The organism is Nitrospirota bacterium (assembly GCA_004296885.1).
In the GTDB taxonomy this organism is placed as follows: Bacteria; Nitrospirota; Nitrospiria; order Nitrospirales; family Nitrospiraceae; genus SYGV01.
Genome location: SCVN01000015.1, coordinates 228,359 through 253,721, shown reverse-complemented (window position 1 = coordinate 253,721; position 25,363 = coordinate 228,359). Strand labels below are relative to the sequence as shown.

The following is a 25,363-nucleotide window of genomic DNA, read 5'->3' as shown; positions in this document are numbered from 1 at the left end:
GTGATGCGATGGCACGGCGAATCGTTTTCGTGCTCCTGAGCGCCCTGGCAGGGATGACTTTATTTTTGCGCGGGGAGGATCCGACGGGTCCCCTGCTCGCAGCCGGGTTTGCCATCGGAGCATTGACGGGCGGCCTTATTCTTATTGCAGAGTACCTGCTTCAAAAGGCGTCTTTCGGGCTGGTCGTGGGCGGAACCGGCGGGCTGGCCATCGGGCTGGTCCTGACCGGCCTCGTCGAATGGGTCGGCAGCGCCATCTTCGATGTCGAGACGTTCCTATTCCACATCGGCGGGCTGTTGTTTCTCCTGGGGCTGCCCTACCTGGGGTTGGTGCTGGGAGCGAAGTTCGGCCGGGAGCGGATCACGGGGCAGTCCAAGCATCCCGAGCATGCGGTGGTGACCGGCAATCATAAGATTCTCGATACCAGCGTAATCATCGATGGGCGGGTGGCGGATCTCTGCGAGACCGGTTTCCTGGAGGGCACCTTTCTGGTGCCGCAATTCATTCTACAAGAGCTGCAGCACATCGCCGACTCGTCGGATTCTTTGAAGCGGGCGCGGGGCCGGCGGGGGCTGGACATCTTGAACAAGATCCAGAAGATGGTGGATATCGACGTGCGGATCATCGACGACGATTTTCCCAACGTCAAAGACGTGGATTCCAAACTCGTCGTCCTGGCCAAGAAAGTGGGCGCCAAGGTCATCACGAACGACCTCAATCTGAACAAGGTCGCGGAGCTACAGGGCGTGCGTGTGCTGAACATCAACGAACTGTGCAATGCGCTCCGGCCGGTAGTGTTGCCGGGCGAGACCATCCGGGTCTTCGTGTTGAAAGAGGGCAAGGAAGCCGGACAAGGCGTGGCCTACCTGGACGATGGGACGATGATCGTGGTGGACAACGCCAAACGCTGCATCGGGCGGAACGTGGACGTGATCGTCACCAGCGTGCTGCAGACGACGGCGGGTCGGATGATCTTCACGCGCTTGCGCGAGGAGACGGAGAAGGAGGAGTTTCAAGTCGCGCGTGGGTAACCGAACGTCTGCTCTCGTACCGGCCGCCGGGCGCGGGGTTCGCATGGGGGCTTCGACCCCCAAGCAGTTTCTGGCACTCGGGGGTCTTCCCCTGTTGGTCCATACGCTCCGGGCGCTGGAGGCGGCGGAGGAGATCGTCGAGATCATCCTGGCCGTGCCCGAGGCGGACCGCGAGTTCTGCTTGCGGGAGATCGTCACCCCCCACCGTCTCACCAAAGTCAGGAAAATCGTGGCCGGCGGCGCGCAGCGCCAGGATTCCGTGCATCACGGGCTCCAGGCCGTGAGCGACGGGGTCGAGTTCGTGCTGGTGCACGATGCCGTGCGGCCGTTTGTCACCCGCGAGATGATCCGGCTGGTGATCGAAGCGGCGGCCAAACATGGGGCGGCATTGGTGGCGATCCCCATGAAGGACACGGTCAAGCAAGTCGGCCCGGACGGCCTGGTGAGCGGCACGGTGGACCGGGGCCGGCTCTGGCTGGCCCAGACCCCGCAGGCGTTCCGACGGGCGATTTTTGAGGAGGCGCACCGCAAGGCGGCGCTCGAGGGGGTGCAGGGGACCGACGACACGCAGTTGGTGGAGCGGCTCGGATATCCGGTGGCGATCGTGGAGGGGAGCGGAGAGAATATCAAGATTACCAGGCCGGAAGACTTCGCCATCGGCGAGGCGATCCTGGCGGCGCGACAAAAGGTCGCAAAGTCACAAAGTCCATAAAGTCTTCAAGTCTCGACTTTCGGACTTTCGGACTATTCCGTTGTATGAAAGGAAGGCGCATGCGAGTTGGGCTGGGATATGATATCCATCCGTTGGGCAAGGGGCGGAAGCTGATTCTGGGGGGCATCGAGATCCCTCATACGCAGGGCCTGGTCGGCCATTCGGATGCTGATGCGCTGGTCCATGCGGTCTGCGATGCGATGCTGGGCGCCATGGGGGAAGGAGATCTGGGGAAACATTATCCCAGCTCCGATCCGCGCTACAAGAACATCTCCAGCCTGATCCTGCTGGAGGAAGTGAACGGGTTGCTGGCCAAGAAGGGCTATTGCCTGGTGAACGTGGATACGGTGATCATCGCCCAGGCGCCCAGGCTCGGCCCGCATCTGGAAACGATGGCGGTCCGGCTGGCGGAAGTGCTGAAGATCGAGCGGGCCGCCGTGAACGTGAAGGTCAAGAGCGGCGAAGGGCTGGATGCGGTCGGGCGGGAAGAAGCGATCGCCGCCCAGGCAATTTGTCTCATCGAAACAGTTGGAAAGTCGTAAAGTCAGAAAGTCGGCAAGTTGCTGGAGGAGGCCTTTGCCGAAGATTGAACGATTTGAGGAGATCAAAGCCTGGCAATTAGCAAGAGAGCTTGTCGCAGCTGTATATCGAGCGAGCGGTCAGGGTAGGTTTTCGACGGACTTTGGCCTTCGCGACCAAATCAGAAGAGCGGCTGTTTCCGTGATATCCGACATTGCGGAAGGGTTCGAGAGGGGATCGGAAAAAGAATTTCAGAGATTTCTCTATATGGCCAAAGGTTCCGCAGGAGAGGTCCGCAGCCAACTATATGTGGCATCGGATTTGGGGTATCTTACCGTCGAGGAGTTTGCCGACCTAAAAGCCAGGGCCGAAGAGGTCTCAAGAGCACTCTCCGGCTTCATAACCTATTTGGGCGCTGAAATGTAGCTTACTGCATTTCTCCGAAGACTTTTAGACTTTACGACTTTCGAACTTTCAAGACTCTTATGTTTCAGCGGATTCAACAGGACTTACAGGCCGTCTTTGACCGTGACCCGGCGGCCACGAGCAAGCTGGAGGTCGTGCTGACCTATGCCGGGTTCCACGCCTTGTTGGCTTATCGGGTCTCGCATTGGCTCAACACGCACAGTGTGCCGTTCATCCCGCGCGCCATTTCGCAACTGGCCCGGTGGCTGACGGGAATCGAGATTCACCCGGCGGCCAAGATCGGCAAGAGTTTCTTTATCGACCACGGGATGGGGGTGGTGATCGGCGAAACGGCCGAGATCGGCGACTATGTGACGCTGTTTCAGGGCGTGACGCTCGGTGGGACCGGCAAAGAACATGGCAAGCGCCATCCCACGCTGGGGAATCATGTCGTCGTCGGGGCGGGGGCTAAAATCCTCGGCGGCATCAAGGTCGGAGACAACGTCAAGATCGGGGCCAACTCCGTCGTGCTCAAGTCCGTGCCGCCCAACTCCACGGTGACCGGCGTGCCGGCCAGGATCATCAAGATGGAAGGGGAGCGCCTGCCCGAAGCCACCATGGATCACATCAACCTGCCGGACCCCATCGCCGACCGCTTCGAAGCCCTCGAACGCGAAATCATCGAACTCCGCAAGAAACTCGAAAATCCACGATGAACCTGTTAGTCCTGCAGCCCATGAAAGGTACCCCTGTGGAAAAATTGCGCGTGCTGGCGGTGTTGGTTCTTGTCCTGCTGGCGGGATCGGCTTGTACCTATCGAGGTGCGATCAAGGAAGATTTTTATCATGCACAGGCTGACGAGGTGGGGCAGAAGCTTCCCTACAAGGTTGCCCTGTTGGTGGATGAGCATGCGAAATCTGTGACGTTTGACGCCCAATCCGGCGTAGCGCTGTTTCACATGGACTTCGATTTTTATCAGGCCGTCGGCAAGGCGCTGCAGCAGGAATTGCAAACGGTGTTCGCGCAGGTCACGGTGGTCGAGGAGAAATCGAAAGCGAAGGATCATGACCTGCTGGCATCGGTCAATGTTGATGTGATCGCGAGCGGCGGCATGTCGTCAACACCGCTCTTCGAAACCAAATTGGACCTCACGCTGAAAGACCTTCGCGGCGGAGTCGTCCTCGCCAAGGAATCGCAAACCAAGCGCGTGCCCGGCAATTGGCTGTCCAGTGGGCAGTTTCATGCGTGCAATATCCTGCAAGCGTTTACGTTCTTTCTATTGAGTCCGATCACGGCTCCCTGCATGACGGATGCGGTCGGGGATTCGATCCTGGAAGCGGTTGAGAAGGAAATGCCCCACATGGTTCGAACTGTGGTCGCCGATGTGCAGAGCGACGGGCGCGTGGCCGCCTATGTCAAACGAGAATCGGGTGGGCCGGACGTCGCCTCAGGATCGACCTCGCGGCCGGTTCCGTCCAGCGACGTGGATATGGCGCCGGCCGGCGGTCCGCCCAGGAAGCGGCCCGCCTACGCCGTGGTGGTCGGCATCGAGCAATATCGGCAGGGCCTCCCCAAGGCGGAGTTTGCCGACCATGACGCCAGGATTATGCGGGACTATCTGGTGAAGAGTCTGGGGTATCCGGAAGAAAACGTGGCGTTTCTGTCGAACGACCGTGCCACCCGGACCGACTTGGAAAAGTATTTCGAAAAATGGCTGGGGAATCGGGTCGACCAAGGCGACTCGGTCTTCGTCTATTTTTCTGGCCACGGGGCGCCGAATCCCAAGACCGGCGACGCTTATTTGGTGCCGTTCGACGGCGACCCGGCCTATATCGAAACCACGGGCTATCCGCTCAAGCGGCTGTATGAGAACCTGGCCAAGCTTCCCGCCAAAGAAGTGGTCGTTCTCTTGGACTCCTGCTTTTCGGGAGCAGGCGGACGATCCGTGCTGGCCAAGGGGGCCAGGCCGATGGTCCTGTCGGTCGAAAATTCCTTGGTCGCCGGGGGCAAAACCGTGGTCTTCGCCGCCAGCTCAGGAGAGCAAGTGTCCAGCACCTACGCTCAGAAGAGTCACGGGCTCCTGACCTACTTCTTTCTCAAGGGATTGCAAGGGGAGGCGGATCAAAATAAGGACGGAGTCATCGAGTTGGGCGAGCTGTTTGCCTATGTGAAGCCGCAAGTCGAGCGGGTGGCGCGGCGGGAATATAACAACGACCAGACGCCGCAGCTGATCGGCAGTCAGGACATCATCAACAAAGGGGTGAAGCTGATCGACCGAACCAAGCGATAGGCCGATTGCAGAGACCATAACGCTACCAGATTCACATTCAAGAGCAGATTACCGAACTCCGTAAGAAACTCGAAAGCAGAACCAGCCAAAGCCCTAAGCCCGTTCATCCTGAGCCTGTCGAAGGATGGCCGGGGCGGGCGGCTCTTTCCAGATTGATTAAGACTCGGCTGACGAAGGGCGGAGTGCGAGTGTGTCGGGGCGCCTCGCCTCCGCACCTTCGGAGTGGCCCCTCGGACTCTGCCGGGCGGAGTTCCGGCCGCCTCACCGACTCGGCGGCGCGCACAAACGTGGCGCTCTTTATTCATCGCGCCGTGCGCCCTTCGGAAATTCCTTCGCGGACTCAGTCAGTTTCCGCTTTCCTTCCCGGCAGAGTTTCGCCGGTCTGTTTCGCTCCTCCGGTGAAGTCGGCTTGTGCCCCAACACACCCTTTGGGGAAACAATGGTGAAACAAGGCTACCTATCGGCATATCACGCTAGTCTGCGCTGTGCGATTCTTGACAAGCAGTCGAAATCAGATGAGAATCGCGCAATCGCCGCTCGGTCTAGCAGGAGCAGGATATGCCGATCAGTATACTCATTAGTTCAGTGAGGCAGGCGGATCATGAGCACTTGTGTGAATGATAAAGCCGTATTGCATCTGAATGATCTTCTGCGGAAACACGGGATATCGCCAGCGGATGTGCTGGTACTGCGTCATCGCCCGCAAGAACCGAAACTGCGTAAGACTCTTCCGTGGCTCGTGGCTGAGAAGCCCAATCTATACAACGCATACCAGCAAGCGCAGTTCCCGAAGGTGGAGAAGGCGTTTACGCGAGCCAAGTACATTGCCTCATTCATCGGCGTTGATGCAGGTACGGCGTTGTTTGCTGGGCTCTATGCGGTGAAGAGTTGGCGGCCGCTCGGCTTGAAAGGGTTTTGGAAGATTGCCGCGAACAAAGAACTCCATGAGTCTTTCGGTATGACCGGTTTTGGCGGTGATCGACCCGCGACCCTTTGGTTTGATCTAGTCCTCAATGCCAAGTTTTATTCCTCCTGGCGTGGTCGTTTGGTCATTCGTTGGCCGGGGCTTGAACGATCTTGGTGGCGATGGGCAGATCGCAATACATTTGAAATTCACGCGATCTGCGAATCAAGCGCTTTCGAGGCGGTTATGCCGGCATGGGACGAGCTGGTCGTAACGTGGTCAGAGTTGAAGGTACTACCTTCGAAGTGGAAGGCTTCGCTGAAGGAGTGGCGTGGTATCTACTACATTTTGGATTCCTCAGATGGCCGCGGATACGTTGGCGCAGCCTATAGCACCGTGAATATTCTGGGGCGATGGCTCAATTACGGTATATCCGGCCACGGCGGAAACAAAGAGCTACGAAAGCGCGACCCGAACTATTTCAAGTTCAGTATCCTTCAACGTGTTTCGCCTGATATGCCGTCCGACGAAGTCATTCGATTGGAACAGACTTGGAAAACCAGACTTCACACGCGGGAATTTGGCCTCAACGAGAATTAGTTGCGCCCCAAGGTTCGTCGTCATCACGAGAGCCTCGCCGAACCGCCGCTGTACTTGGCCAGGGCCGAAGAACGTCATGCCGAGATACGCAGTGATTGCAATGGCGCAGGCGAGCGAGCATTTCGTTATGCCACGTGTAGGTCAATATCTCTCCACGCCCGAGGTGTGGGGCGGGGCGCTGACAGAGGTGATGTTGGGTATTAACCAGTTCGTTCGTCAGCCGAGACTCCTCAGTTCCTTCGTCGTTCAGTAATCCACTCTCACCAAATACAACCCCTGCGGGGGAGCTGTGTAGCCGGCGGAGCGGCGGTCTTTTGCCTCCAGGATATCCTTCATGCCCTCGGGTGGCCGCTTGCCTTGGCCGATCTCGACCAAGGTTCCCACGATCGCGCGGACCATCTGTTTGAGAAACCGATCGCCGAGAAATTGTATCCGTACCAAAGGCCCTTCCTGGACGAGATCCAACCGTTGTAAGTCGCAGATCGTATCCGTCGTGTCGGTCGGGTGCCCTTGAAACGAGGCGAAGTCCTGTTTGCCGATTAAGCAGGCGGCTGCCTGGCGCATCGCGTCGAAATTCAGCGGGCCATAGATGTGCCAGGCACGGTTGCGGTCCAGGGCTGGCCGTTCTGGCTGGTTCAGAATCCTGTACTCGTACTGCTTGGCCTTGGCCGAGTAGCGGGCATGGAAGTCGTCTGACACCGATTCGGCTGCCTGGACGCTGATGTCGGCCGGGAGGTGGGCGTTGAGCGCGCGCCGCCAGTCGCGAGGAGTCAGAGGCTTGTCCGAGCGGAAGCTCACGACCTGGCCGAGGGCATGGACGCCTGCGTCGGTCCGGCCGGCGCCGATCACGGCGATGTGTGTCTGCGTGATCTTCTGGATGGCATCTTCCAAGGCGGCTTGCACGGTCGGCTGGTCCGGCTGCCGCTGCCAGCCGGCATAGCTTGTTCCATCGTATTCGAGAATCAGCTTGAAGGTCGGCACTGCCTGCCTCGGTCAGCGCGCGGCAGTCTGGATGGGGTTGACGTAGTCCCGGATGCCTTGGAAGATGGCGTCGGCCATGCGGCTAGTGAAGGTATCGGTCCGCATGAGCTTCTCTTCGGCAGGATTGGAGATGAAGGCGATCTCGGCCAGGATGCTGGGCATGGTGGTGAAGCGGATCACATAGAAGGGCGCGGTCTTCACGCCGTGATCCACCACGTCGTAATGGTCGTCCAAGTGGGCGACCATGGCCTGTTTGGTCGTCCAGGCTAGTTCTTGCGACTTTTCGATTTTCTTGCTGGTGACGAAATCCGCCAGGATGTACTGCCAGCCCACGCCGGTGCTCTCGATCGGCGTGCCGTTTTCCCGCGCGGCCACGGCCAGGGCGCGCCGGTCGCTGGCCTCGCCGAAGTGGTAAACCTCCAGTCCCTTGGTGTTGCGTTGCGGGTGGGAGTTGACGTGGATCGACACAAAGAGGTCCGCGTCCTTGCTGTTGGCGAACTTGGCCCGATCGCCCAGCTCCACGAACACGTCGCGGTCCCGCGTCATAAGCACCTGGGTCCCGAGGTACTTGGTGATCAGGTCGCGGAGCTTCAGCCCCACCTGCAAGGTCACGTCCTTTTCAGCCGTGTGCTGCTGGCCGATGGCGCCCGGGTCCTTGCCTCCGTGCCCCGGGTCGATCACGATCAGCTTGATGTCCTTCCCTGGTGCGGAGCGTGGCTGGGAACGAACCGGTGAGGGCACGGGAGCCGGATGGGCTGCAGGAGTCGGTTGGGCTGTCTGGGCCGGTGGCATGGGTTCGGCAATCGGATCAGGGGCTGGGGCGGGCGTCCTGGCTACGGTCGTCGTGGGTGCCGCTGGCTCGACTGGCTGCCCGAGCACCGGTTTGTCCTTCTCGCTTCGATGGTAGAGGTCCACCACGAGCCGCTCCGGCCTGCTGAGGGCGATCAGCTTATAGTCGCGGACCTGGCTCAGGTTGACGGACACGGTCACGGAATGGGTGTGCGGTTGAGCGATGGAGACTTCATTGGGCAGTTTTCTGCCGCTGAGCTTGGCTCGCAAGCGCTCGCTGAGTCTGGTGTTTTGCAATTCCACGATCGCCTGGTTCGGGCTTTCCTGGCGGCTCTGGGTGAAGGTCGTCTGCTGGTCGAGATCCAGCACCAGGCGCGTATAGTCCGAGTAGTCTTTCACCCGGATGTTTTGCACCAACGCGCCGTCCTGGGGTTGGGCGACATTCTTGTGTACGGGCTTCTTGACCTTGTGGGCCAGGCTATGAACTATTCCCAAGGAGGCGTGGGGGAGCGAGGGCGGTCCGGCAACCGACAAGGCAGGGGCCGGGATGCCGAGGGACAGCAGCCAAGCGGTCAGGCCATAGGTCAGCAGGAAGCGAGTCGGCATAGTGGTCCAGGGTCGCGATAATCTTAAGAAAACTTGTCAGAAGCCAGCCTGATTGTCAAGTGTTTACCCCTGTCCTCTCTCCTTCGGCATAGGCCTGTCTGAAATTGACAGGAGGAAATCGGTCGGCTAGGCTCCGTTCTCATGGCGAGGCATGTGATCGTGGATGGCTATAACCTCCTCGGCGTGAGGGGGCAGGTCGGGCGCACTGGTGCTGCCGGTGGCGAAGCGGCCCGCGAACAACTCCTGCGGGATTTGTCGGCGTATCGGCAGCGCAAGGGCCATCCGATCACAGTGGTCTTCGACGGTTGGCAGCAGGGCGGAGAAGCAGAACGTCAGGAACACAGGGCCGGACTGCTGGTCGTTTATTCCCGGCGCGGGGAACGGGCCGATCAGGTGATCCAGCGTCTGGCGGAGGAGTATGGGCGGGATTGCGCCGTCGTGTCCTCGGATCGGGAGGTCGCGGACTTTGCCAGGGCTTGCGGGGCCTTCGTGATCGCCGCCGCGGAGTTTGAATCCAGGCTCCGGGTCCGGCCAGCCGTGACGGCCCAGAGCGGTCCCTATCAGAAAGATGGACCCGAGGACGACCTGCCGCGACGGAATCCGGAGAAGAAGGGTAATCCGCGAAAACTACCCAAGGCGCTTCGCAAGCGGAGCCGACAGCTCAGGGGATTTTGAACAGGCGTCGGGCGTTGTCGGACGTGATCCGGCCTATTTCTTCCACGCCGGCCACCTCTGCCGGCCCTTTCACTTCCGCAATTTTCTCCACCACCAGTTTGACGAACGCCGGCTCGTTCCGCTTGCCCCGATAGGGGACCGGCGTCAGGTAGGGGCAATCCGTCTCGACCAGGATTCGGTCGAGGGGGACGGTTTTCACGATGTCCCGCAACATGGCTGCGTTCTGGAACGTGATGACGCCGGAGAAGGACAGGTAAAACCCAAGGTCCAGCGCATCCTTGGCCAGCCAGGCGTCGCCGGAGAAGCAGTGGAAGACGCCGCCGACGTCACCGGCTTTCTCTTCTTTGAGAATCGCAATCGTGTCCTCCTGGGCTTCGCGCGTGTGGATGACCAGGGGGAGGCGTAGCTCCTTGGCCAAGCCGACTTGCTCGCGAAAGCGTTCACGCTGGAGCTTGGGTGGGGAGTGGTTGTAGTGATAATCCAGCCCGATCTCGCCGTAGGCGACGACCTTTTCATGGCCGGCCAGCCGACGGAATTCGTCGTACCAGCCGTCTTCGATGTGCTTCACTTCGTGAGGATGCACGCCCACGGCCGCGTAGACGAAGGGGTAACGGGCGGCCAGGTCCACGGCGGCCTTGCTGGTCGCCAGGTCGCATCCGATGGTCACGAAGGTCTCGACCCCGGCGTCGCGCGCGCGCGTGATAACGGCTTCCCGATCGTCGTCGTAGCGGGTATCGTCCAGATGGGCGTGGGTGTCGATCAACATGGACGAGAGGGTCTCCTTGGCTGGAAGGTCCGAATCGGCGGCATCCTAGCACAGGGGGCGTGGCGGTGAGAAGCGGTGCAGGATTGACAGGGTTCCGGTGCGCGTGGTACATGCAAACCAGTTGCAATTAACGGCGAGGGCGACATGATCAAGAATCTGATTGCCGGGTTGCGTGCCGAGGGCCGACGGTTGACGCGTCCCCGCAAGGCCATTCTCGACGTCCTGGAGAAATCGAAATATCCCCTGAGTGCGGCCGATGTCCATGCGCGGCTCAAGCGGGAACAGGTGGCCGTGGATCTGGTCACCGTCTACCGGACCCTGGCCGTCTTGAAGAAGCTCGGCCTGATTGCGCAGGTGGAGCTGGGGGAGGGGCAGTTCCGCTATGAAACCCGCCACGGCCGGGAGCATCACCATCACATCCGTTGTCGCGGATGCGGCCGCATCGCCGACCTCATGCTCTGTCCGCTCAAGAAATTAACCGCACTGGTGGAGCGGGAAACCCGTTTCACAGTCGAGGAACATTCACTCGAGTTTTTCGGATGGTGTCCGAAGTGCCAGTAGCGGGGCTAGGAGGACACGGGTTCCGGCGCGGCTTTGCGCGCCTGCACGTCGGCGAGTTCGAGGAGCAGGGACTCGGTTTCGTCCCATCCCAGGCAGGCATCGGTGATGGACACGCCGTAGGCCAGTTGGGCCCCCGCTTTCCAGGTTTGCTTGCCGGGGTGGAGGTTGCTTTCCAGCATCAGGCCCATGATCGCCCGTTGTCCGCCGGTGAACTGCCGGGCGACGGATCGGGCCACCTCGCTTTGCCGCCGATGATCCTTGCTGGAGTTGTCGTGCGAACAATCCACCATGATCGGGCGGGCGATCTGTTCCCCGGCCACCAGCGCCGCGGCGCGCACCACATCTTCCGGCCCGTAGTTGGTTTTTCCGCCCCCGCCGCGCAGGACGATGTGCCGGTCCGGGTTGCCGAGGGTCTTGATGATCGAGGTGACGCCGTTCGCGTTGATGCCGACGAAGCTGTGGGGCTGGCGGGCGGTGGTCATGGCGTTGACCGCCACTTGCAGGCCTCCGTCCGTGCCGTTCTTGAATCCCACCGGCATGGAGAGGCCGCTGGCCATCTCGCGGTGGATCTGGCTCTCGGTCGTGCGCGCGCCGATGGCGACCCAGCTCAGCAGGTCGGCGATGTACTGGGGGGTCACCGGGTCCAGCAGCTCGCAAGCGCAGGGGATGCCGTGCTCGTTGATTTCCAGCAGCACCTTGCGGGCCAATTCGAAACCGGCTGCGATATCGCAGGTGCCGTCCAGGTGGGGATCGTTGATGAGCCCTTTCCAGCCGACGGTCGTGCGGGGCTTCTCGAAATAGGTCCGCATGACGATCAAGAGTCGGTCCTTGGTGGCATCGGCGACTCGCTTCAACGCTTCCGCATATGCGACGGCGGCTTGCGGGTCATGAATCGAACAGGGGCCGACGATGACGAGCAGGTGGTCCTTGTCCGTACCGTGCAAGATGTCCCGGATGGCATGGCGGGTCTGCACGACGAGTTCGGCGGCGGTCGGCGTGATCGGCAGACTGGTTTTGACCTCGCGGGGAGGCGGGAGCGGCCTGATCTCGCCGACGTTCCTATTGTCAACCGGCTCGCGCATGGTCAACTCTCAGGAGCAGAAATAAGACATCACCTTACTGCAAAGTATGTAGAAGTGTCAAGCAGACGCCTGTCGGTCGTCAGGCCGAACGCCGCGCAGGACAAGGGGTTACGTGCAAGCCGACGTTTCGCAAGTCCGCCGCCCTGCGTTTGACAGGGCGGCAATGCTTTGATAGGCTCGCTGAGTCTATGACCGGTCTATTCTCCAGAGCTGTCTGCCTGATGGTTGGACGGGGCCTTGCCATGGCCTTGGTGGGCGTCCTTCTGACCCTGGCGCCTTTTGCGGCCGCTCTCGAGATCCACCACGAACTGGCCGCGGCCGATCATGACGGCCACGAACATTCCGACTCAGACCTCTGCCAGTGGGTCCAGCACCATACCGGTCAGTCCCTGTCGAGCGATGTGCCGACGCTGGTCGCCCTCATCGTTCCCGACGTCCATCCGCTTCCCGCTCCGGCTCTTCTCGTTTCGGCGACGCTGACTGGTTCCGGCGCGTCGCGCGCTCCGCCCCGTTCCTGATCTCCTCGTATGAAGGCGTTCCGACTCTCCGGTCGGTGGCAGGTGCCTCCGCACTGGGTGTCTCTTCGTTTTTATCAGGAATCGGAAGATTGGCATGCGGCGTATCGTCATCGGCCTCATCTGGGCCTTATTCATTGTGCCGTGCCAGACGGCTTTCGTTCCGGCTGGTTCCGTCGCGCTGGCCCAGCCGGCCGAATCGTCCGACGAACGGCGGACGCTCACCGGGTTCGTCGAAAACCAGGACTTGCGGCGCATTCCGCAGGCCATCGTGGAGATTCGCAATCAAGAAGGGGAGGTCGTTGAGGCTTCGGTGACCAACGATGCCGGGGAATTTTCGGCCGTCGTCCCCCAGGAGGGCACCTACTCAGTCAGCGCGATCCAGGACACCTATCGCAGCCAATATGTGGTCATCAAGGTCGGGGCCGACAAACCGGCCCCGCTCAAGCTGACGTTGGCGATGACCCAGGAAATCGCGCTGGACATCGTGGCGCCCTTGCCGCCGATTCAATACAAGGCGTCCAGCGAGACCTACAGCCTGAGCCGCAAGGAGATCGAGCAGTTGCCCCGCGGCAACAACAACGACCTAAACGAAGTCCTCGCAACAATACCCAGCGCGGCCATGGCCCCGTTAAAACAACTCCATATCCGGCAGGAACATGCGCTCCTCCAGCTCCGCATCGACGGAGTGCCGATTCCGGACACCATCTCGACGGTGTTTTCCGACGTGGTCTCGCCGCGGACCTGGGAGCGCGCGGATGTCATTCTGGGCGGCCTGGAAGCGCAGTACGGCAACCGGACGGCGGCCGTGATCGATATCACCAGCAAGAGCGGCACCAAACCGGGATTCGGCTCGCTTCAGTACTTCGGCGGCTCCAATGCCACGGTCAATCCGTCCTTCGAATACGGAGGCACGATCGGGGAGAAGTTCCGGTACTACATCATGAACAGCTACACCTCCACGAACCGGGGCATCGATCCCCCGACGCTGGGGAAATCCGTCTTTCACGACGACCATACGCGGAATCAAACCTATCTGCGAGGCGACTACCAGCACGACAACCGCAACAACTTCACCTGGCTGTTCCTGAATTCCGTGGCGAAGTATCAGATTCCAACCTCGCCGGGGCAGGATGCCAACCCCACGGTGGTCGGGCTGCTCCAGGCGCAGGAGCCGAATTTCAACCCGGTGGCCTCGCAGAACGTCAACCAGTTCCAGCGCGAGAACAACCAGTACGGACACATGGTGTGGCGGCACGACGTGGATGCCACGCAGTTCTTCAGCCTGGCCGGCTATGTCCGCCAGTCGCGGGCCACGTTCATCACCGACCCGTTCAATTCGCTCGCCTACACACCGAATACGACGGAGCCCTTCTCCACCGCCAGCCAGGACCGCATGGGTTTATCGCTGGGCGTCCGGCTCGACTACACCAACCAAGTCGCGAACCAGCACCTACTGAAGTACGGATTCCAGATCGACCGGACCCAGGCGAGCAATAAGAGTCGACTCTTTGCCTTTCAGCGGGACGGGGCGGGCGATCCGACCGGCCCCGTTATCAACATCGACGGAGATCGGCGGCTTATCGGCTGGCGCGAGGAGTTCTGGGTCCAGGACCAGTATACGCCCACGGATAAATTGACCTTGAACCTGGGGCTACGGTATGACCAGATCCAGGCCTTGACCGACTCCTGGCAAATCAGCCCTCGGATCGGGGCCACTTACAAGGCCGACGAATCCAACGTGTTCCACGTCTTCTATGGCCGGCTGTTCACGCCCCCGAGTTTGGAGTCCGTGGCGTTTCTGGTGCCGAATACGGCCGGGACCACGGCGGAGCCGGACAACTCAACGGTCCGCACGCCCAAGCCGGAACGGTCGCACTATACGGAGGCCGGGTGGTATCATGCGTTTGGCCGTCTGGCGACCTTGCAGATCACAGGATACTACAAGATCAACGAGAACATGTCGGACGCAGGGCAGTTCGGGACCACCCCGCTGCTGAATTACTTTTCGTTTCAGCGCGGGTGGCAGCGCGGGATCGACGGTATTGTGAAAGTCAACTTCACCGATAACCTGACGGGCCGTGGCAATGTCGCCTGGGGACAGTCCAAGGGTTACGGGTTGCAGTCTGGACATTTCCTGCTGAATCAGGCCGAGATCAACGACATCAATTCCAAGGGCGGGGTCTTTGCCGACCACATGCAGTCCATGACGAGCTCGGCGAACCTGACCTATCGCTTCCTGGAGCAGAATACGATCTCCGGGCAGATGTTCTATGGGTCCGGGCTGCGCACCTCGCTGCCGGGGGCGAAGACAAACTCGACCCACATGCCGTCGTATACGATCTACAATGCCTCGTTGACGCGGGAAATCCCGCTTCCGTATCACCAAAAGTTTCTGCTGGGTTTCGATATTGTCAACCTGTTCAACCAGGGATTCTTCTACAATTCCAGCGAGGGCAGTATCGGGCTGGGCGTGGCCCATGCCAACATGCCCCGGTCGTTCTTCTTCCGCGGCCAATGGTTTTTCTGAGGAGCGTCAAGCGTGGCAGGTGACACCTTGCAGGAAAAGGCGAAGATCCTCTTCCGTTCCGGTTGGTTGGCGTGCCTGATCGGCGCCGCCTGTTGCCTCGCTCCGGCATGGGCCGGCGCGGCGGAGGGCGATGCGGCGACGCACCAGGCCGACCATGCGGACGATGCCGTGGACGTCGTCCTGCCGGACGTTCACGTCCACGGCCTGCCGCTGAACAAGGATCAGCAACTGGGGCCGGTGCCGACTTACATGCCCTGGCCGAAGATTCCCTCGTCGCTGGACGGGCAGGAGTTGGACGACTGGATGAAGGCGCGGTTTCTCGTGAACAAAGAGGCGCAGGTCACCGTCGTGGTGCTGGAGCCCTGCAAACACCGGGAACTAACCGGCGCCGGTCTGACCGCGTTGAACCAGTGGAAATTCGATCCCCAGTTGAAGGGGGACGAGCCGGTGGACGGGGAAATCACCGTCCGTATCCATTTCCGGACCAAATAACCGCAGACGAGTCGGATTAGGAGACGACACTGGACTGGGACCGGGCACTATTCGTCAGTATCAACAGTTTGGCCGGCCGTTCCGGCTTGGCCGACGCAGCCATGCTGACGTTGGCCCAACCGAACAGCTTGTGGCTTCCGGGAGCCTTGGTCCTGGCCTATTGGGTCTGGGCGAACAGGCGGGAGGCGTTGATCGGAGTCGGGGCGCTCGCCTTGCTCATTGTCCTGGTGGATCAGGTCGGGGCCCAGATCAAGCACTTGGTCGGGCGAGTGCGGCCCTGTCAAACATTCACGGATATGCATCTGCTCGTTGGTTGCGGCGGGACGGGCAGTTTTCCATCCAACCATGCGCTGAATACGGCGGCGGCTGCCGCCTTTGCCCACGTGCTCTATCCCAAGACCGGCTGGATCACCTGGCCGCTGGTTGCCTTGATCGGGTTATCCCGCGTGTATGTCGGCGCCCACTATGTGACCGACGTGCTGGGCGGTTGGGTCATCGGGGGGGCGGTCGGAACGTTGGCAGGCCTTCTTCTCGTGCGATCGCGCTACTTCAGGCCGGCAGGAGGCGCCTCCTCAGCTATCCCCTTGAGCCGACTTGAGGACTGACGGGAGGCGAAATTCTTAGAATGTTTGAAGGCAGCTCTCCCTGGCCCATGGAGTGCTCAAAACGTGTGGCTCCCGCAGCAGCCGGATAGGGAATCTCCAGCGTCCGCCGGACATCTTCTTCCAGCCAGTCCCTCAGTCTCACCAGGTCTTCCGCGCTCAGGTGATCGGTATAGACGAATGATCGGTACGAGCCCGGGATGCCCTTGTAATACTCGGCCACCTGGCTATAGTCGACCGACAGGCTGTGCAGCCTGTCGCCGGTGCGCGGGAACGTATAGGTCCAGATCCCCGGAGCCGTTTCGATCGCCTCGTCGAAATAGGGGGTGCCCGGGTAGGTCGTGATCACGGTGGCATCGAAGTCATCGGGCTTGGTGGCCAGCAGCCACGCCCGGGTCGCGTGCACCGTGGATTCGGACTCGCCGGGATGGCCCAACGACATCAGGGCCTTCACCTTCAACCCATGCCGCTTGGCGATCCGGATGCAGTTCGTATTGTCTGCAAGCGTGGATTGTTTGTGAATGTTGGTCAGTATCCGCTCATGGCCTGATTCAAACCCCACCAGGATCCATCGAAATCCGGCCCGATACATCGCCTCGGCTTGCTGGTCCGTCAACAACTCGGCTTTGATGAACCCTCGAAGTCTGAACTCCACGCCCAGAGTTTTTTGTGCCTCCGCGATCGCTTGCATGAGCTCGAGCATTTTCGGATTCACGTTCAACTCGTCGTCATAGAGCATGAATCCCTTGACGCCGTAGGCTTTGTACAAATGCACCATCTCTTGGACGATGTTCTCCGATGTCCTCATCCGCACCCGGCGCAGGGAGGGGCTGAGTCTCCCTCCGCAAAACCCGCAGCCGAAGGGGCAGCCCAACTGTGCAATCAATGAGAGCGCCCCAACCCCGTCGATGGCGTACCGATAGCTGGTCACGTCGATGAGGTGCCGGGCGGGAAAGGGGAGGTTCGTCAGTTGTGCATTCTCGAGAAACCAATCCGACTTCGGGTTGTCGCCGTCGAGCAGACGCGGCGGAGAAGCGCCAAGGGCCTCGAAGACAGCCAGTTCGCCGTCGCCGGCTACCAGGACGTCGAACATATTCTCCAATTGAGCCAAGGCGCCGGTGGCGCGATTCGCATGCCCTCGCTTTTTCTCCTGGACATGAGCCGCATGCACGAGGGTGACATGAGGCCCGCCCAAGATAAGCCTGGCGTGCGGCTTCAACCGTCGGATGACCGCCACGATGCGCGTGACCGCCGGCAATTGCGGGGTGGTCGCGGTCAACCCGAAGCAGGAGATCTCGGTGCCGGCCAGATAGTCGGCGGCCACCTCCTCAAAATTCTCCACCCCCGACAGGTCCAGCAGCTCCACCCCTACGCCAGCACGTTCCAGCATGGCGGCGACTTTCAGGATGCCGAGCGACATGAAGACTCGTTCATCAAGCAGAAAGGGGGAAGGGGGAATGATGAGGCAGACACGATTGATCATGACGGACCCTGCGAGGTTCGATGCGGCGGGTGCTTCATCAGACTTATACCGGCGCGAAGCGCCACCGGGCGATGGTCCAGAGGATCTTCATTCCGTGTTTCCAGGTAATCTTCTTGCCGGTCGCGTAGGTTCTCGGCTTATATTGAATCGGCACCTCGACGATCTTGAACCCTTTGCGCAACATCTTGCAGATCAGCTCGTTGTCGAATTCAAATCCCTTCGCCTGAACCGGCACCTGGGCGAGCGCCTGCTTGGTGAAGGCTTTGTAGCACCCTTCGTAGTCCGTAAAGCGCTGTCCATAGAGCAAGTTGGTCACCTTTACGATGAGGAGATTGCCAAGGTAGTGGGTAAAGTAGGGGGAGCGGCGTTTTCCGAAGAATACGGGGCGTTCGTAGAGGAATCGTGATCCCATCACCGCATCACAGGTCCCATCCAAAATCGGCTGGATGACCGTCGGTAATCGCTGGGGTCGTATTCCAGGTCGGCGTCTTGAATAAGCACCACATCGCCGCCGGCGGCTTTGATGCCGGTCGTCACGGCTGCACCCTTGCCGGCGTTGCGGGAATGGACGACGGTATGGATGTCGGGGATGGTTTTCAGGATATCCAGCGTCTCGTCGTGGGACCCGTCGTCCACCACGACGATTTCCTTTTCAACGCTCCCCAGGTCAACCGCCGCAACGCGGTCGATGACCATCCTGATGGTCTTTGCTTCGTTGAACGACGGGATGATGATGGATACCTTCATGGGGTGGATCCGGTCTTCCCGCTCAGGTAGAGGTTGTGCGCATCCTGTGGTCTTCTGCCCATGATGTCAAGGACATTTCCATTATGACGGCCGATCCCGGACAGTCGTTAGGAGGAGCAGGAAATGTGCCGTGGAAGCTGGCAAGAGTGGGAAGCATTTTGATCGTCCACGGATGCGGTCGGTCTCAGGTCGCCCGCACTTTTGTTTATTGCCAAACTCGTGCACGAAGCCTGAAAAAATCTCTACGGGATTATTGAATGAAGGGGCCGTTCCTGGAGAGAACAGGGACAAATACTGGCCACGAGGGACGTTTTTTGCGTAACGTCCGGACTATCAGGACCTAGGATCGGACGGGACAAACTCCAGAAAATACTGTTTGGGCAAGAAGCTGTGTTCCCGCAACAGCCGATACCCGGCTCTGGCCATTTCTGCGACCAGGGTGTCGCGTGCGACCAGATGGCGTTTAGGAAAGCCGAGGTTGCCGGACCGTTCGTCAGGGTAGAAATCGATGATCGCGATGCGGCCGCCGGCTTTGAGCGATGTCTTCACGTTGGCGAAATAGGTTGCCCGATCCTCGAGATGATGAGCCACGTTACAGATGAAAATCAGGTCTGTGGACTCCCTTGGCAACTGAGGCCTGTCCGGAGCGGCCAGAATGAACTCGACTGAGTAGGGTTTGTGGGAGCGGTCCAAGCTGGCTTTTACGTAATCCAACATTTCCGGTTCCACATCAACTGCGTAGACCTTCCCACCGACGGTGACGGCCTCCACAAATCGGCGAGTGAAGTAGCCCGACCCGGACCCCAAATCAGCCACCGCCATCCCCGGCTTGAGCGCCAGCGCCTCGACGACTTGCGCCGGCTGCTGGTCCTTGTCCCGCTCGGCACTGTCCAGGTGTTCCAGGTAGCTCTTCAGGTCTGTCGGATTCCGGTGCTTGCCCTGTTCTTCCTGTCCTCCGTGCCGGTGCTCGGTCTGGGCCAATGCCGGCACGGCCCAGAGGGTCAGGACGAGGATCAGACGAATCACAGTGGGCGCAGACAATGTCATGGGGTGCCCTCCTTGTCGCTCGTGACGGCAGAGCTATGGTGCCGAACCTGATTCACCTGAAAGACGTAGACTCCGTTCTTCGAGAAAAGAGGCGTTAAGGCGCGAGGAAACTCTTTGAGTCGCTGATCCAGCGTTGCGGCATCAGGACCTTGAAAGGCCAACAGGCCGTACTGGTCGTGCAGGCGCTTGAACTCGCGGACGTTGAGCACGACGTGGGTGAAGCCTTCGTCCGCGATCCGTTGAGCCAGGGTCTCCGGCGACGCCGCTTCGATGACCCATTGGGCGAGCGGGTGTTCGCTGACCGGGTAGGGGGCCATCCCGTCCCGCTCGAAGTACAGGGCGCGAGCTTCGCCGATGAACAAAATCCGCGCATCACGGGGGACTTGCTCGCGCACGAATCGGGCCGCCGCATCCTGGTCCAATCTGCGTGTCATATAGGCGTCTCCGGTCTCCCGCCCCAACGCGACATCGGTGGCTGAAAAAACACTCTCCTGTTGCTCGATGAAACGACTGCTCCCTAGAAGCCCCAGGATTATAAACGACGCAGCTACGATGGCTTGGGCTGGGCGACTCAGGCGGGCGGTAATTCCCACCAAGCCGACCAATCCAAGCACGAGGGCCGGGGCAAAGAATCGGACGGTCGTGCTCGTGGTCAGCCATGCAAGCCCTGCCAGCCAGGTGAAGGCTCCCGCCGCATCCGCTCGGCGGCGTTCCTGTTCGGTCCATCCAAGCAGTCTGGCGAGCAGCGGCAGGATTGCAAGGACCCCAACGCCTGCCACTGTGAGGATGCCCGCATCGCCGGCGGAGCCGAATCGTTCCGGATGTTGGATGAGATCGAGGGGGAGCCGCAAGAGTCCATCCAGGCCCAGGTCTTGGATCGAGGGGGGGATCTCGCCTTTGAGCCTGGCTTGGTTGGATTCGCTCCAGTAGGGGCTGACGAAGAGACCGGAGGCCAGAGGAAAGATCGGGCTCCCTGTGCCGAGCCATGCGCGGACCCACCAGGGGGCTATGCAGAAGACGGCGACAAGGCAGGCCTTCGCCAGGTGGCGCCTGTCCCAGCCCAATATGGCGGCGGCAACAAGCGTAGCCAGGACCCAGGCCAAGCCGGAGAGTTTGACGCAGGCTGCCAAGCCGAGAAGCAGCCCTAAGGCCAGCCAAGGTCTGACCGCAGGAGCGCCAAACAGCAGACAACCGGCGGTTACCATGGCGGCAGTCAGGGCCGTTTCAGCAAAGGAGAGAGTGCCCAGGAACCAGAGGGTCGGTGACGAGGCTAGCGCGACGATCGCCAACGGACCGGTCCAGGCCGTTGCCCGTGAGGCGGCCATAGTTTCGGCCAACCCCCAAGCAGCTACCGTACAGAGCATCCAGAGGCTCACGTGGGTGGCCTTGGCGCCGACCTCGCCGGCTGGGACCATGCCCCAAGCCAGCAGGAGGTCCGACACGTGGGGCATGGCTGTATGATAGACCCAGGGGAGGAACTGGTCCTTGCCCGTCGCGAGGGCTCGCTGGGGGATGACGAGATGGTAGGTCAGCTCGTCGTAGAAGGTCGGGGGAATGGTGGCCCAGAGCCAGACGAGGAGCCAGCTCGCGCCCAGCACCGTCCCGCCGGCCAGGGAGACCAGGAGCGACCCGCGAACAGGTACGCGCCGGTCGCTCAGAGCAAGGGTCCAGAGTCCATAGAGGAGACAAGCAACGATCGCCGCCCCGGCCGACTGGAACCATCCGCCCATGGAACAGAAGGCCGCCACTGGCGCCATGGCCGCGAAGCCGACGCCCAGTATACAGGCGGTCCGGAGAATCGTGGGGGCAGCGATGTCTTGCAGAGTGTCGGCGCTGAACCGACCCATCAACGTGCCGGCTCCGTAGGCCGACAGCAGGAAGGACAGGGGAATGAGGAGCAGCCAGAGGCGGGGTGGGTCTATGAGCGCCGTGCCGAGGAGCACGATGGCGCTTGCGCAGAGCAGCACGGGGATCGGGTGGCATCGGGAAACGGGTGGGGGATCGCTCATCGCTTGGACGGTCTGAGTTGCTCCGGCAAGACCGGGTACTTCGCCTCACCCGCGCCGAAATGGTCTCCGGTCTCGTCTGCTGCGACCACGCGTAGGGTGATCCCGTCCGGGGCCTCGGTCGGGAGGGGCACGAAAAACGGGGCTTCAAAGCGGCTCTTGTCGCCCGCATAAAACATCTGCAGCCGTTCGACCACGTGCTGGCCGATCAGGACCTCGCCGTAGATCTTCACCTTGCGGGAATCCCAGTCTCCATACGGCCGCACCAATGAACCGGAGAGAGTCCGGACGGAGGCCTTCAACGTCACGTCCTCCTTGGCGATCAAGGGAGTGCCCGGCGCCGGGGCTTCGATCTGGACGATGAATCCGTAGAGGTGCAGCACGATCCCGTCGTTCTTCATCGCCTGCCCGGGAATCAGCAGCACGGTCTTATTGGCCCGTTGCATGGCCCAGGGGTAGGCGAGCGGGCCTTGCACGGCGATGTCGACCAGGGTCGGCCGGTCCAAAAACAACGTGGTGCTGAACGAGGCGGAGGGGCGAGAGGAATAGCGCGGCTCTTCCATGATGCGCGGGGTGCGCATGATTTGAGTCTGATCCCCCGGCTCTCCCCGCTGTAGGCCGGTGGCGAGGAGCCGGCCCGTCGCCACATCCGTGATCGTGATCCGGGCGCCGCCCACGTCGTCCCCCAGGACCATCGCTCCGTGGGCCACGACGCGCACCAACACGTCGGTGGCGACCGACTCGTTGGGCTGGTCGGCTGGAAGAGGTGCGATGGCGGGCGCCTCTGCTGCGTGGAGCGGGAAGCAGGTCAGAAGGAACAGGGCGATGAGGGTTGCAGCGAGTTTCACCGGCCTCGGCCCTTGCTCACTTCACCTTCGTGCCGGGCGGCACGTCTTCAATGACCGTCACGAGCCCGCCGACATCCTTGTCGCCGGCCGCCAGGACCATCCCTTGCGATTCGATTCCCATCAGCTTGGCCGGCTTCAAGTTGGCCACGATCACGATCCGTTTGCCGATCAGGTGCTCCGGTTCGTACTTCTTGCCGATGCCGGCCACGATCTGGCGCTGCTCGCCGCCCAGGTCCACTTGCAGCTTGAGCAGCTTCTCGGACTTGGGGACCCGCTCGGCGGTCAGGACCGTCGCGGTCTTGAGTTGAATCTTCATGAACTCGTCGATGGAAATCTGATCAGTTGCCGGGGCGGCAGGCGCTGGCTGTGGCGATGTGGCCGGGGCCGTGGTCGGAGACGATGAAGGTGTCGGAGACGTGGATTGTTCAGTGCTCACGGGTGCTGCTCCTTGTGGTTTCAATTCGATGCGAGGGAACAAGACGTGACCCTTTCGAATCTCTAGGCCGGGATCGAGGCGTCCCGATGATCCCCACGACCAGTCTATGGATAAGTGGGCATAATCATCATATCGGTCTCGCAACCCTAGCCGGTGGTTCATCCCGTTTGCCGTGTCGGGCATAAACGGGGAGAGGCATAGGCTCAATATCCGCAATGTTTCGGCCATGTGGTACAGCACCGTGTGTAAGCGCTGGGCGTTCTCCGGCTGCTTGGCCAAATTCCAGGGAGCGGTTTTGTCGGCGTATTGATTGGCGAGTTGCACGACGCGCCAGATTGCTTCCAGTGCTCGATTGAATTCCAATCGTTGCATAGCTTCAGGGAAGTGCTTGTCGAGCAGATCGAGGCAGGCCTGGCGCAGTTCTGATTCGAGCGCGGTTTCTGCTGATGAAATGGGTGCTGGGATGCGGCCACCCGTATTCCGTTCGATCAAGGTCAATGTTCGGCTGAGAAGATTTCCGATGCCGTTCGCCAACTCACTATTGATGCGGCCGATCAATGCCTCCCTGGAAAAGTCGCCGTCTTGTCCGAACGGAACTTCGCGCAGCAGAAAATACCGGAAGGCATCCGCGCCGAACTCGTCCACGATGGCATAGGGATCCACCACGTTCCCGCGGCTCTTGGACATCTTCTCGCCGTTCACGGTCCACCAACCGTGGGCGAAGATGGTTTGGGGCAGGAGCAGATCCAGCGCCATGAGCATGGTGGACCAGTAGACCGCGTGGGTGGTGAGGATATCCTTGCCGATCAAATGGATCGTGGCGGGCCAGAAGCGCGAGCCGTTTCCATCTTTGACCAGGTACTCCAAAGCAGAGATGTAATTTACCAACGCATCGAACCAGACATAGGTGACGTAGTCTTTGTCGAAGGGGAGTTCGATACCCCAGGAGAGCCGGGATTTCGGCCGCGAGATGGAGAGGTCGCCGAGCTTTTGAGTCTGGAGGAATCCCAGTACTTCGTTACGGCGTGACTCGGGGCGGATAAAGTTTTCGTGGGCCTTGATGTGGTCGATCAGGCGGTCCTGATACTGCCCCATCTTGAAGAAATAATTGTGCTCACTGAGCTGTTCGACTGGGCGTTTGCAATCAGGACAGAGGCCATCCACAACATCTTTTTCGGTCCAAAAACGCTCGTCGAATGTGCAATACCATCCGGTGTAGTCAGCCTTGTAAATCAATTGCTTGTCGAATAATTCCTGAAGATGTTGTTGGACTATCCGTTTGTGCCTGACATCTGTGGTTCTGATGAAACCGTTATTCCAGATGTTGAGCTTCTGCCAGAGGTTCTTGAACTGGGGGGCGAGGCGGTCGCAATGGGTTTGCGGGTCGACCCCGGCCTTGGCTGCAGCCTGCTGGACTTTTTGTCCATGTTCGTCTAGGCCGGTCAGGAAAAACACGTCATCGCCACGGAGTCGCCGGTAGCGGGCGAGCACGTCGGCGGCCACGGTGGTATAGGCATGTCCGATATGGGGCACGTCGTTGACGTAATAGATCGGCGTCGTGATGTAGAAAGTCTTCGGCATGGCAGGCTAAAGATAGCAGGGAGGCGGCCTCGAAAGCTAGATTATCGGGGAGGGCCGGCGAGGGCCGGCGAGGCGACCGCATCACGCAGGTGGAGGAGGATCTGTTCCAGGGCCATTTGAAGATTCAGGTTGCGACCGGCGTTGCGCTCGACCGCCTGAATCTCCTCCAGTACCTCGGCTAGCAGCTGGGGCTGGACGGTTGCAGCCGCCCGCTGTAATTCCGGCAAGCGGTCTCGGTTCAGCAGATGGTCCGGGTCGGCGCCCAGGCGGACTAGCAGAAGGTCGCGGCCCCAGCGTGCCATCCACTCCAGGGCTTCGAGGGCCCGGTCCGATTTATGGAGCGACTCGGCCGCCATCAAAATCGTCGCAATGGAGCGCAGGGCGGCTGGGTCGGTGAGGGAAGAAAACTCGTCTTGTTGTTTGCGGGCCTCGGCCAGGTCGGTCCGCAGGGCCAGCCCGATCCGGCCCTGGGCGATCATGGACAGAAAGTGCGCATCGTCCGGCGGCAGGTTCCGCTGCGTGATCAGGGCGGCTTCGACCTGGGTTCTGGCGGGCGGCACGAAGCGGATGCTCTGGCAGCGCGAGCGGACGGTCGTCGGCAAGGCCGACGGTCGGTTGCTGACCAAGAGGAACAGACTGTGTGCGGCCGGCTCCTCCAGCGTTTTAAGCAGCGCGTTGGCAGCGCCCTGGGTCAGCCGGTCCGCGTCGTCGATGAGGTAGACCTTCCAGGGGCTGACCAGGGGACGATAGACGATCTGTTCTTCCAACTGGCGGACTTGCTCGATCTTGATCTGGGGGTTGGCCAGTTCGCGGTCCGGTTCGATCAGGAGAAAGTCCGGGTGCGTGCGTGCGTCGATCTGAGCGCAGGAGCGGCAGGTACCACAGGCATCGGGGCCTTGGGCGCCATAGGGCGTTTCGCAGTTGACGGTTTGGGCAAAGAGGGTGGCGGCCAGTTTTTTCCCGATGCCTTCTTCTCCATGGAAGAGATAGGCGTGGGCGATCCGGTCGTGGAGGATCGAGGCCTTGAGGATCGCCTTGGGCCGGTCGTGTCCGATGAGCTGGTTAAACGGCATGGTTAGAAAGCGTCGTAAAGTCGGAAAGTTATCAAGTCGCCATAAGCAGGGGGAATGGGGTTCTTTACCATGAGCGTGACTT

25 protein-coding genes are annotated in these 25,363 nt (G+C 60.7%); 13 read left to right on the top strand and 12 right to left on the bottom strand.

Annotated features, from left to right (window positions below; genetic code table 11):
- Positions 1-8: 8 nt before the first annotated feature.
- The 7 genes from EPO61_08425 (at position 9) to EPO61_08395 (ending at position 6,461) form a co-directional block, all read left to right on the top strand.
- Positions 9-1,031, top strand: a complete 1,023-nt coding sequence (locus EPO61_08425) for a TRAM domain-containing protein (GenBank protein ID TAJ08917.1) — start codon at positions 9-11, stop codon at positions 1,029-1,031.
- A gap of 43 nt (positions 1,032-1,074) precedes the next feature.
- Complete coding sequence (gene ispD, locus EPO61_08420; GenBank protein ID TAJ09011.1) at positions 1,075-1,743, top strand: 2-C-methyl-D-erythritol 4-phosphate cytidylyltransferase; 669 nt, start codon at positions 1,075-1,077, stop codon at positions 1,741-1,743.
- Positions 1,744-1,802: 59 nt separating this feature from the next.
- A complete protein-coding gene (locus tag EPO61_08415; GenBank protein ID TAJ08916.1) occupies positions 1,803-2,285 on the top strand; it encodes a 2-C-methyl-D-erythritol 2,4-cyclodiphosphate synthase in 483 nt (160 codons plus the stop codon).
- Between the two features lie 34 nt (positions 2,286-2,319).
- The gene (locus EPO61_08410; GenBank protein ID TAJ08915.1) at positions 2,320-2,688 is read left to right on the top strand and encodes a four helix bundle protein; all 369 of its coding nucleotides are present in this window, start codon (positions 2,320-2,322) and stop codon (positions 2,686-2,688) included.
- 59 nt (positions 2,689-2,747) lie between these two features.
- Positions 2,748-3,383: a serine O-acetyltransferase gene (gene cysE / locus EPO61_08405; protein ID TAJ08914.1), complete on the top strand. Its 636-nt coding sequence runs from the start codon at positions 2,748-2,750 to the stop codon at positions 3,381-3,383.
- 242 nt (positions 3,384-3,625) lie between these two features.
- Positions 3,626-4,957, top strand: a complete 1,332-nt coding sequence (locus EPO61_08400; GenBank protein TAJ09010.1) for a caspase family protein — start codon at positions 3,626-3,628, stop codon at positions 4,955-4,957.
- Between the two features lie 601 nt (positions 4,958-5,558).
- Positions 5,559-6,461 carry a GIY-YIG nuclease family protein gene (locus tag EPO61_08395; GenBank protein TAJ08913.1) on the top strand — a complete coding sequence of 301 codons (903 nt, stop codon included), beginning with the start codon at positions 5,559-5,561 and terminating at the stop codon, positions 6,459-6,461.
- A gap of 246 nt (positions 6,462-6,707) precedes the next feature.
- On the opposite strand, the gene truA is transcribed toward EPO61_08395, so the two are convergent.
- On the bottom strand, positions 6,708-7,442 hold the full coding sequence (gene truA, locus EPO61_08390; protein ID TAJ08912.1) for a tRNA pseudouridine(38-40) synthase TruA: 735 nt from the start codon (positions 7,440-7,442) through the stop codon (positions 6,708-6,710).
- 12 nt (positions 7,443-7,454) lie between these two features.
- On the bottom strand, positions 7,455-8,837 hold the full coding sequence (locus tag EPO61_08385; GenBank protein ID TAJ08911.1) for a hypothetical protein: 1,383 nt from the start codon (positions 8,835-8,837) through the stop codon (positions 7,455-7,457).
- A 141-nt stretch (positions 8,838-8,978) separates the two neighbouring features.
- On the opposite strand from EPO61_08385, the gene EPO61_08380 reads away from it, so the two are divergent.
- Positions 8,979-9,512 carry a hypothetical protein gene (locus EPO61_08380; GenBank protein ID TAJ08910.1) on the top strand — a complete coding sequence of 178 codons (534 nt, stop codon included), beginning with the start codon at positions 8,979-8,981 and terminating at the stop codon, positions 9,510-9,512.
- Here EPO61_08380 and EPO61_08375 read toward each other — a convergent pair.
- Complete coding sequence (locus EPO61_08375; GenBank protein ID TAJ08909.1) at positions 9,499-10,278, bottom strand: TatD family deoxyribonuclease; 780 nt, start codon at positions 10,276-10,278, stop codon at positions 9,499-9,501. The genes EPO61_08380 and EPO61_08375 overlap by 14 nt on opposite strands.
- A 144-nt stretch (positions 10,279-10,422) precedes the next feature.
- Between EPO61_08375 and EPO61_08370 the strand changes: the two genes are divergently transcribed.
- Positions 10,423-10,839 (top strand): transcriptional repressor, encoded by a 417-nt coding sequence (locus EPO61_08370; GenBank protein TAJ08908.1) that lies wholly within the window; start codon positions 10,423-10,425, stop codon positions 10,837-10,839.
- Positions 10,840-10,844: 5 nt separating this feature from the next.
- Here EPO61_08370 and EPO61_08365 read toward each other — a convergent pair whose 3' ends face one another.
- Positions 10,845-11,921, bottom strand: a complete 1,077-nt coding sequence (locus tag EPO61_08365) for a 3-deoxy-7-phosphoheptulonate synthase (protein ID TAJ08907.1) — start codon at positions 11,919-11,921, stop codon at positions 10,845-10,847.
- A gap of 242 nt (positions 11,922-12,163) precedes the next feature.
- On the opposite strand from EPO61_08365, the gene EPO61_08360 reads away from it, so the two are divergent.
- The 4 genes from EPO61_08360 (at position 12,164) to EPO61_08345 (ending at position 16,063) form a co-directional block, all read left to right on the top strand.
- The gene (locus EPO61_08360) at positions 12,164-12,439 is read left to right on the top strand and encodes a hypothetical protein (GenBank protein ID TAJ08906.1); all 276 of its coding nucleotides are present in this window, start codon (positions 12,164-12,166) and stop codon (positions 12,437-12,439) included.
- Between the two features lie 94 nt (positions 12,440-12,533).
- Positions 12,534-14,966 carry a TonB-dependent receptor gene (locus tag EPO61_08355; protein TAJ08905.1) on the top strand — a complete coding sequence of 811 codons (2,433 nt, stop codon included), beginning with the start codon at positions 12,534-12,536 and terminating at the stop codon, positions 14,964-14,966.
- Between the two features lie 45 nt (positions 14,967-15,011).
- Complete coding sequence (locus EPO61_08350; GenBank protein ID TAJ09009.1) at positions 15,012-15,458, top strand: energy transducer TonB; 447 nt, start codon at positions 15,012-15,014, stop codon at positions 15,456-15,458.
- 68 nt (positions 15,459-15,526) lie between these two features.
- The gene (locus tag EPO61_08345; protein ID TAJ08904.1) at positions 15,527-16,063 is read left to right on the top strand and encodes a phosphatase PAP2 family protein; all 537 of its coding nucleotides are present in this window, start codon (positions 15,527-15,529) and stop codon (positions 16,061-16,063) included.
- Here EPO61_08345 and EPO61_08340 read toward each other — a convergent pair.
- The 8 genes from EPO61_08340 to holB form a co-directional block, all read right to left on the bottom strand.
- The gene (locus EPO61_08340; protein TAJ08903.1) at positions 16,035-17,543 is read right to left on the bottom strand and encodes a B12-binding domain-containing radical SAM protein; all 1,509 of its coding nucleotides are present in this window, start codon (positions 17,541-17,543) and stop codon (positions 16,035-16,037) included. The two genes, EPO61_08345 and EPO61_08340, sit on opposite strands and share 29 nt — an antisense overlap.
- 43 nt (positions 17,544-17,586) lie before the next feature.
- Complete coding sequence (locus EPO61_08335; protein ID TAJ08902.1) at positions 17,587-17,955, bottom strand: hypothetical protein; 369 nt, start codon at positions 17,953-17,955, stop codon at positions 17,587-17,589.
- The gene (locus tag EPO61_08330; protein ID TAJ08901.1) at positions 17,955-18,290 is read right to left on the bottom strand and encodes a glycosyltransferase family 2 protein; all 336 of its coding nucleotides are present in this window, start codon (positions 18,288-18,290) and stop codon (positions 17,955-17,957) included. Before EPO61_08330 ends, EPO61_08335 begins: the two co-directional genes overlap by 1 nt.
- Before the next feature lie 333 nt (positions 18,291-18,623).
- Positions 18,624-19,337: a class I SAM-dependent methyltransferase gene (locus EPO61_08325; protein ID TAJ08900.1), complete on the bottom strand. Its 714-nt coding sequence runs from the start codon at positions 19,335-19,337 to the stop codon at positions 18,624-18,626.
- Positions 19,334-21,346, bottom strand: coding sequence for a hypothetical protein (locus EPO61_08320; protein TAJ08899.1), 2,013 nt, complete (start codon positions 21,344-21,346; stop codon positions 19,334-19,336). The genes EPO61_08325 and EPO61_08320 overlap by 4 nt, the downstream gene beginning before the upstream one ends.
- Complete coding sequence (locus EPO61_08315; protein TAJ08898.1) at positions 21,343-22,191, bottom strand: hypothetical protein; 849 nt, start codon at positions 22,189-22,191, stop codon at positions 21,343-21,345. Before EPO61_08315 ends, EPO61_08320 begins: the two co-directional genes overlap by 4 nt.
- Before the next feature lie 16 nt (positions 22,192-22,207).
- Positions 22,208-24,208 (bottom strand): methionine--tRNA ligase, encoded by a 2,001-nt coding sequence (gene metG / locus EPO61_08310; protein ID TAJ08897.1) that lies wholly within the window; start codon positions 24,206-24,208, stop codon positions 22,208-22,210.
- Positions 24,209-24,249: 41 nt separating this feature from the next.
- Positions 24,250-25,281, bottom strand: a complete 1,032-nt coding sequence (gene holB, locus EPO61_08305; protein ID TAJ08896.1) for a DNA polymerase III subunit delta' — start codon at positions 25,279-25,281, stop codon at positions 24,250-24,252.
- Positions 25,282-25,363: the final 82 nt, after the last annotated feature.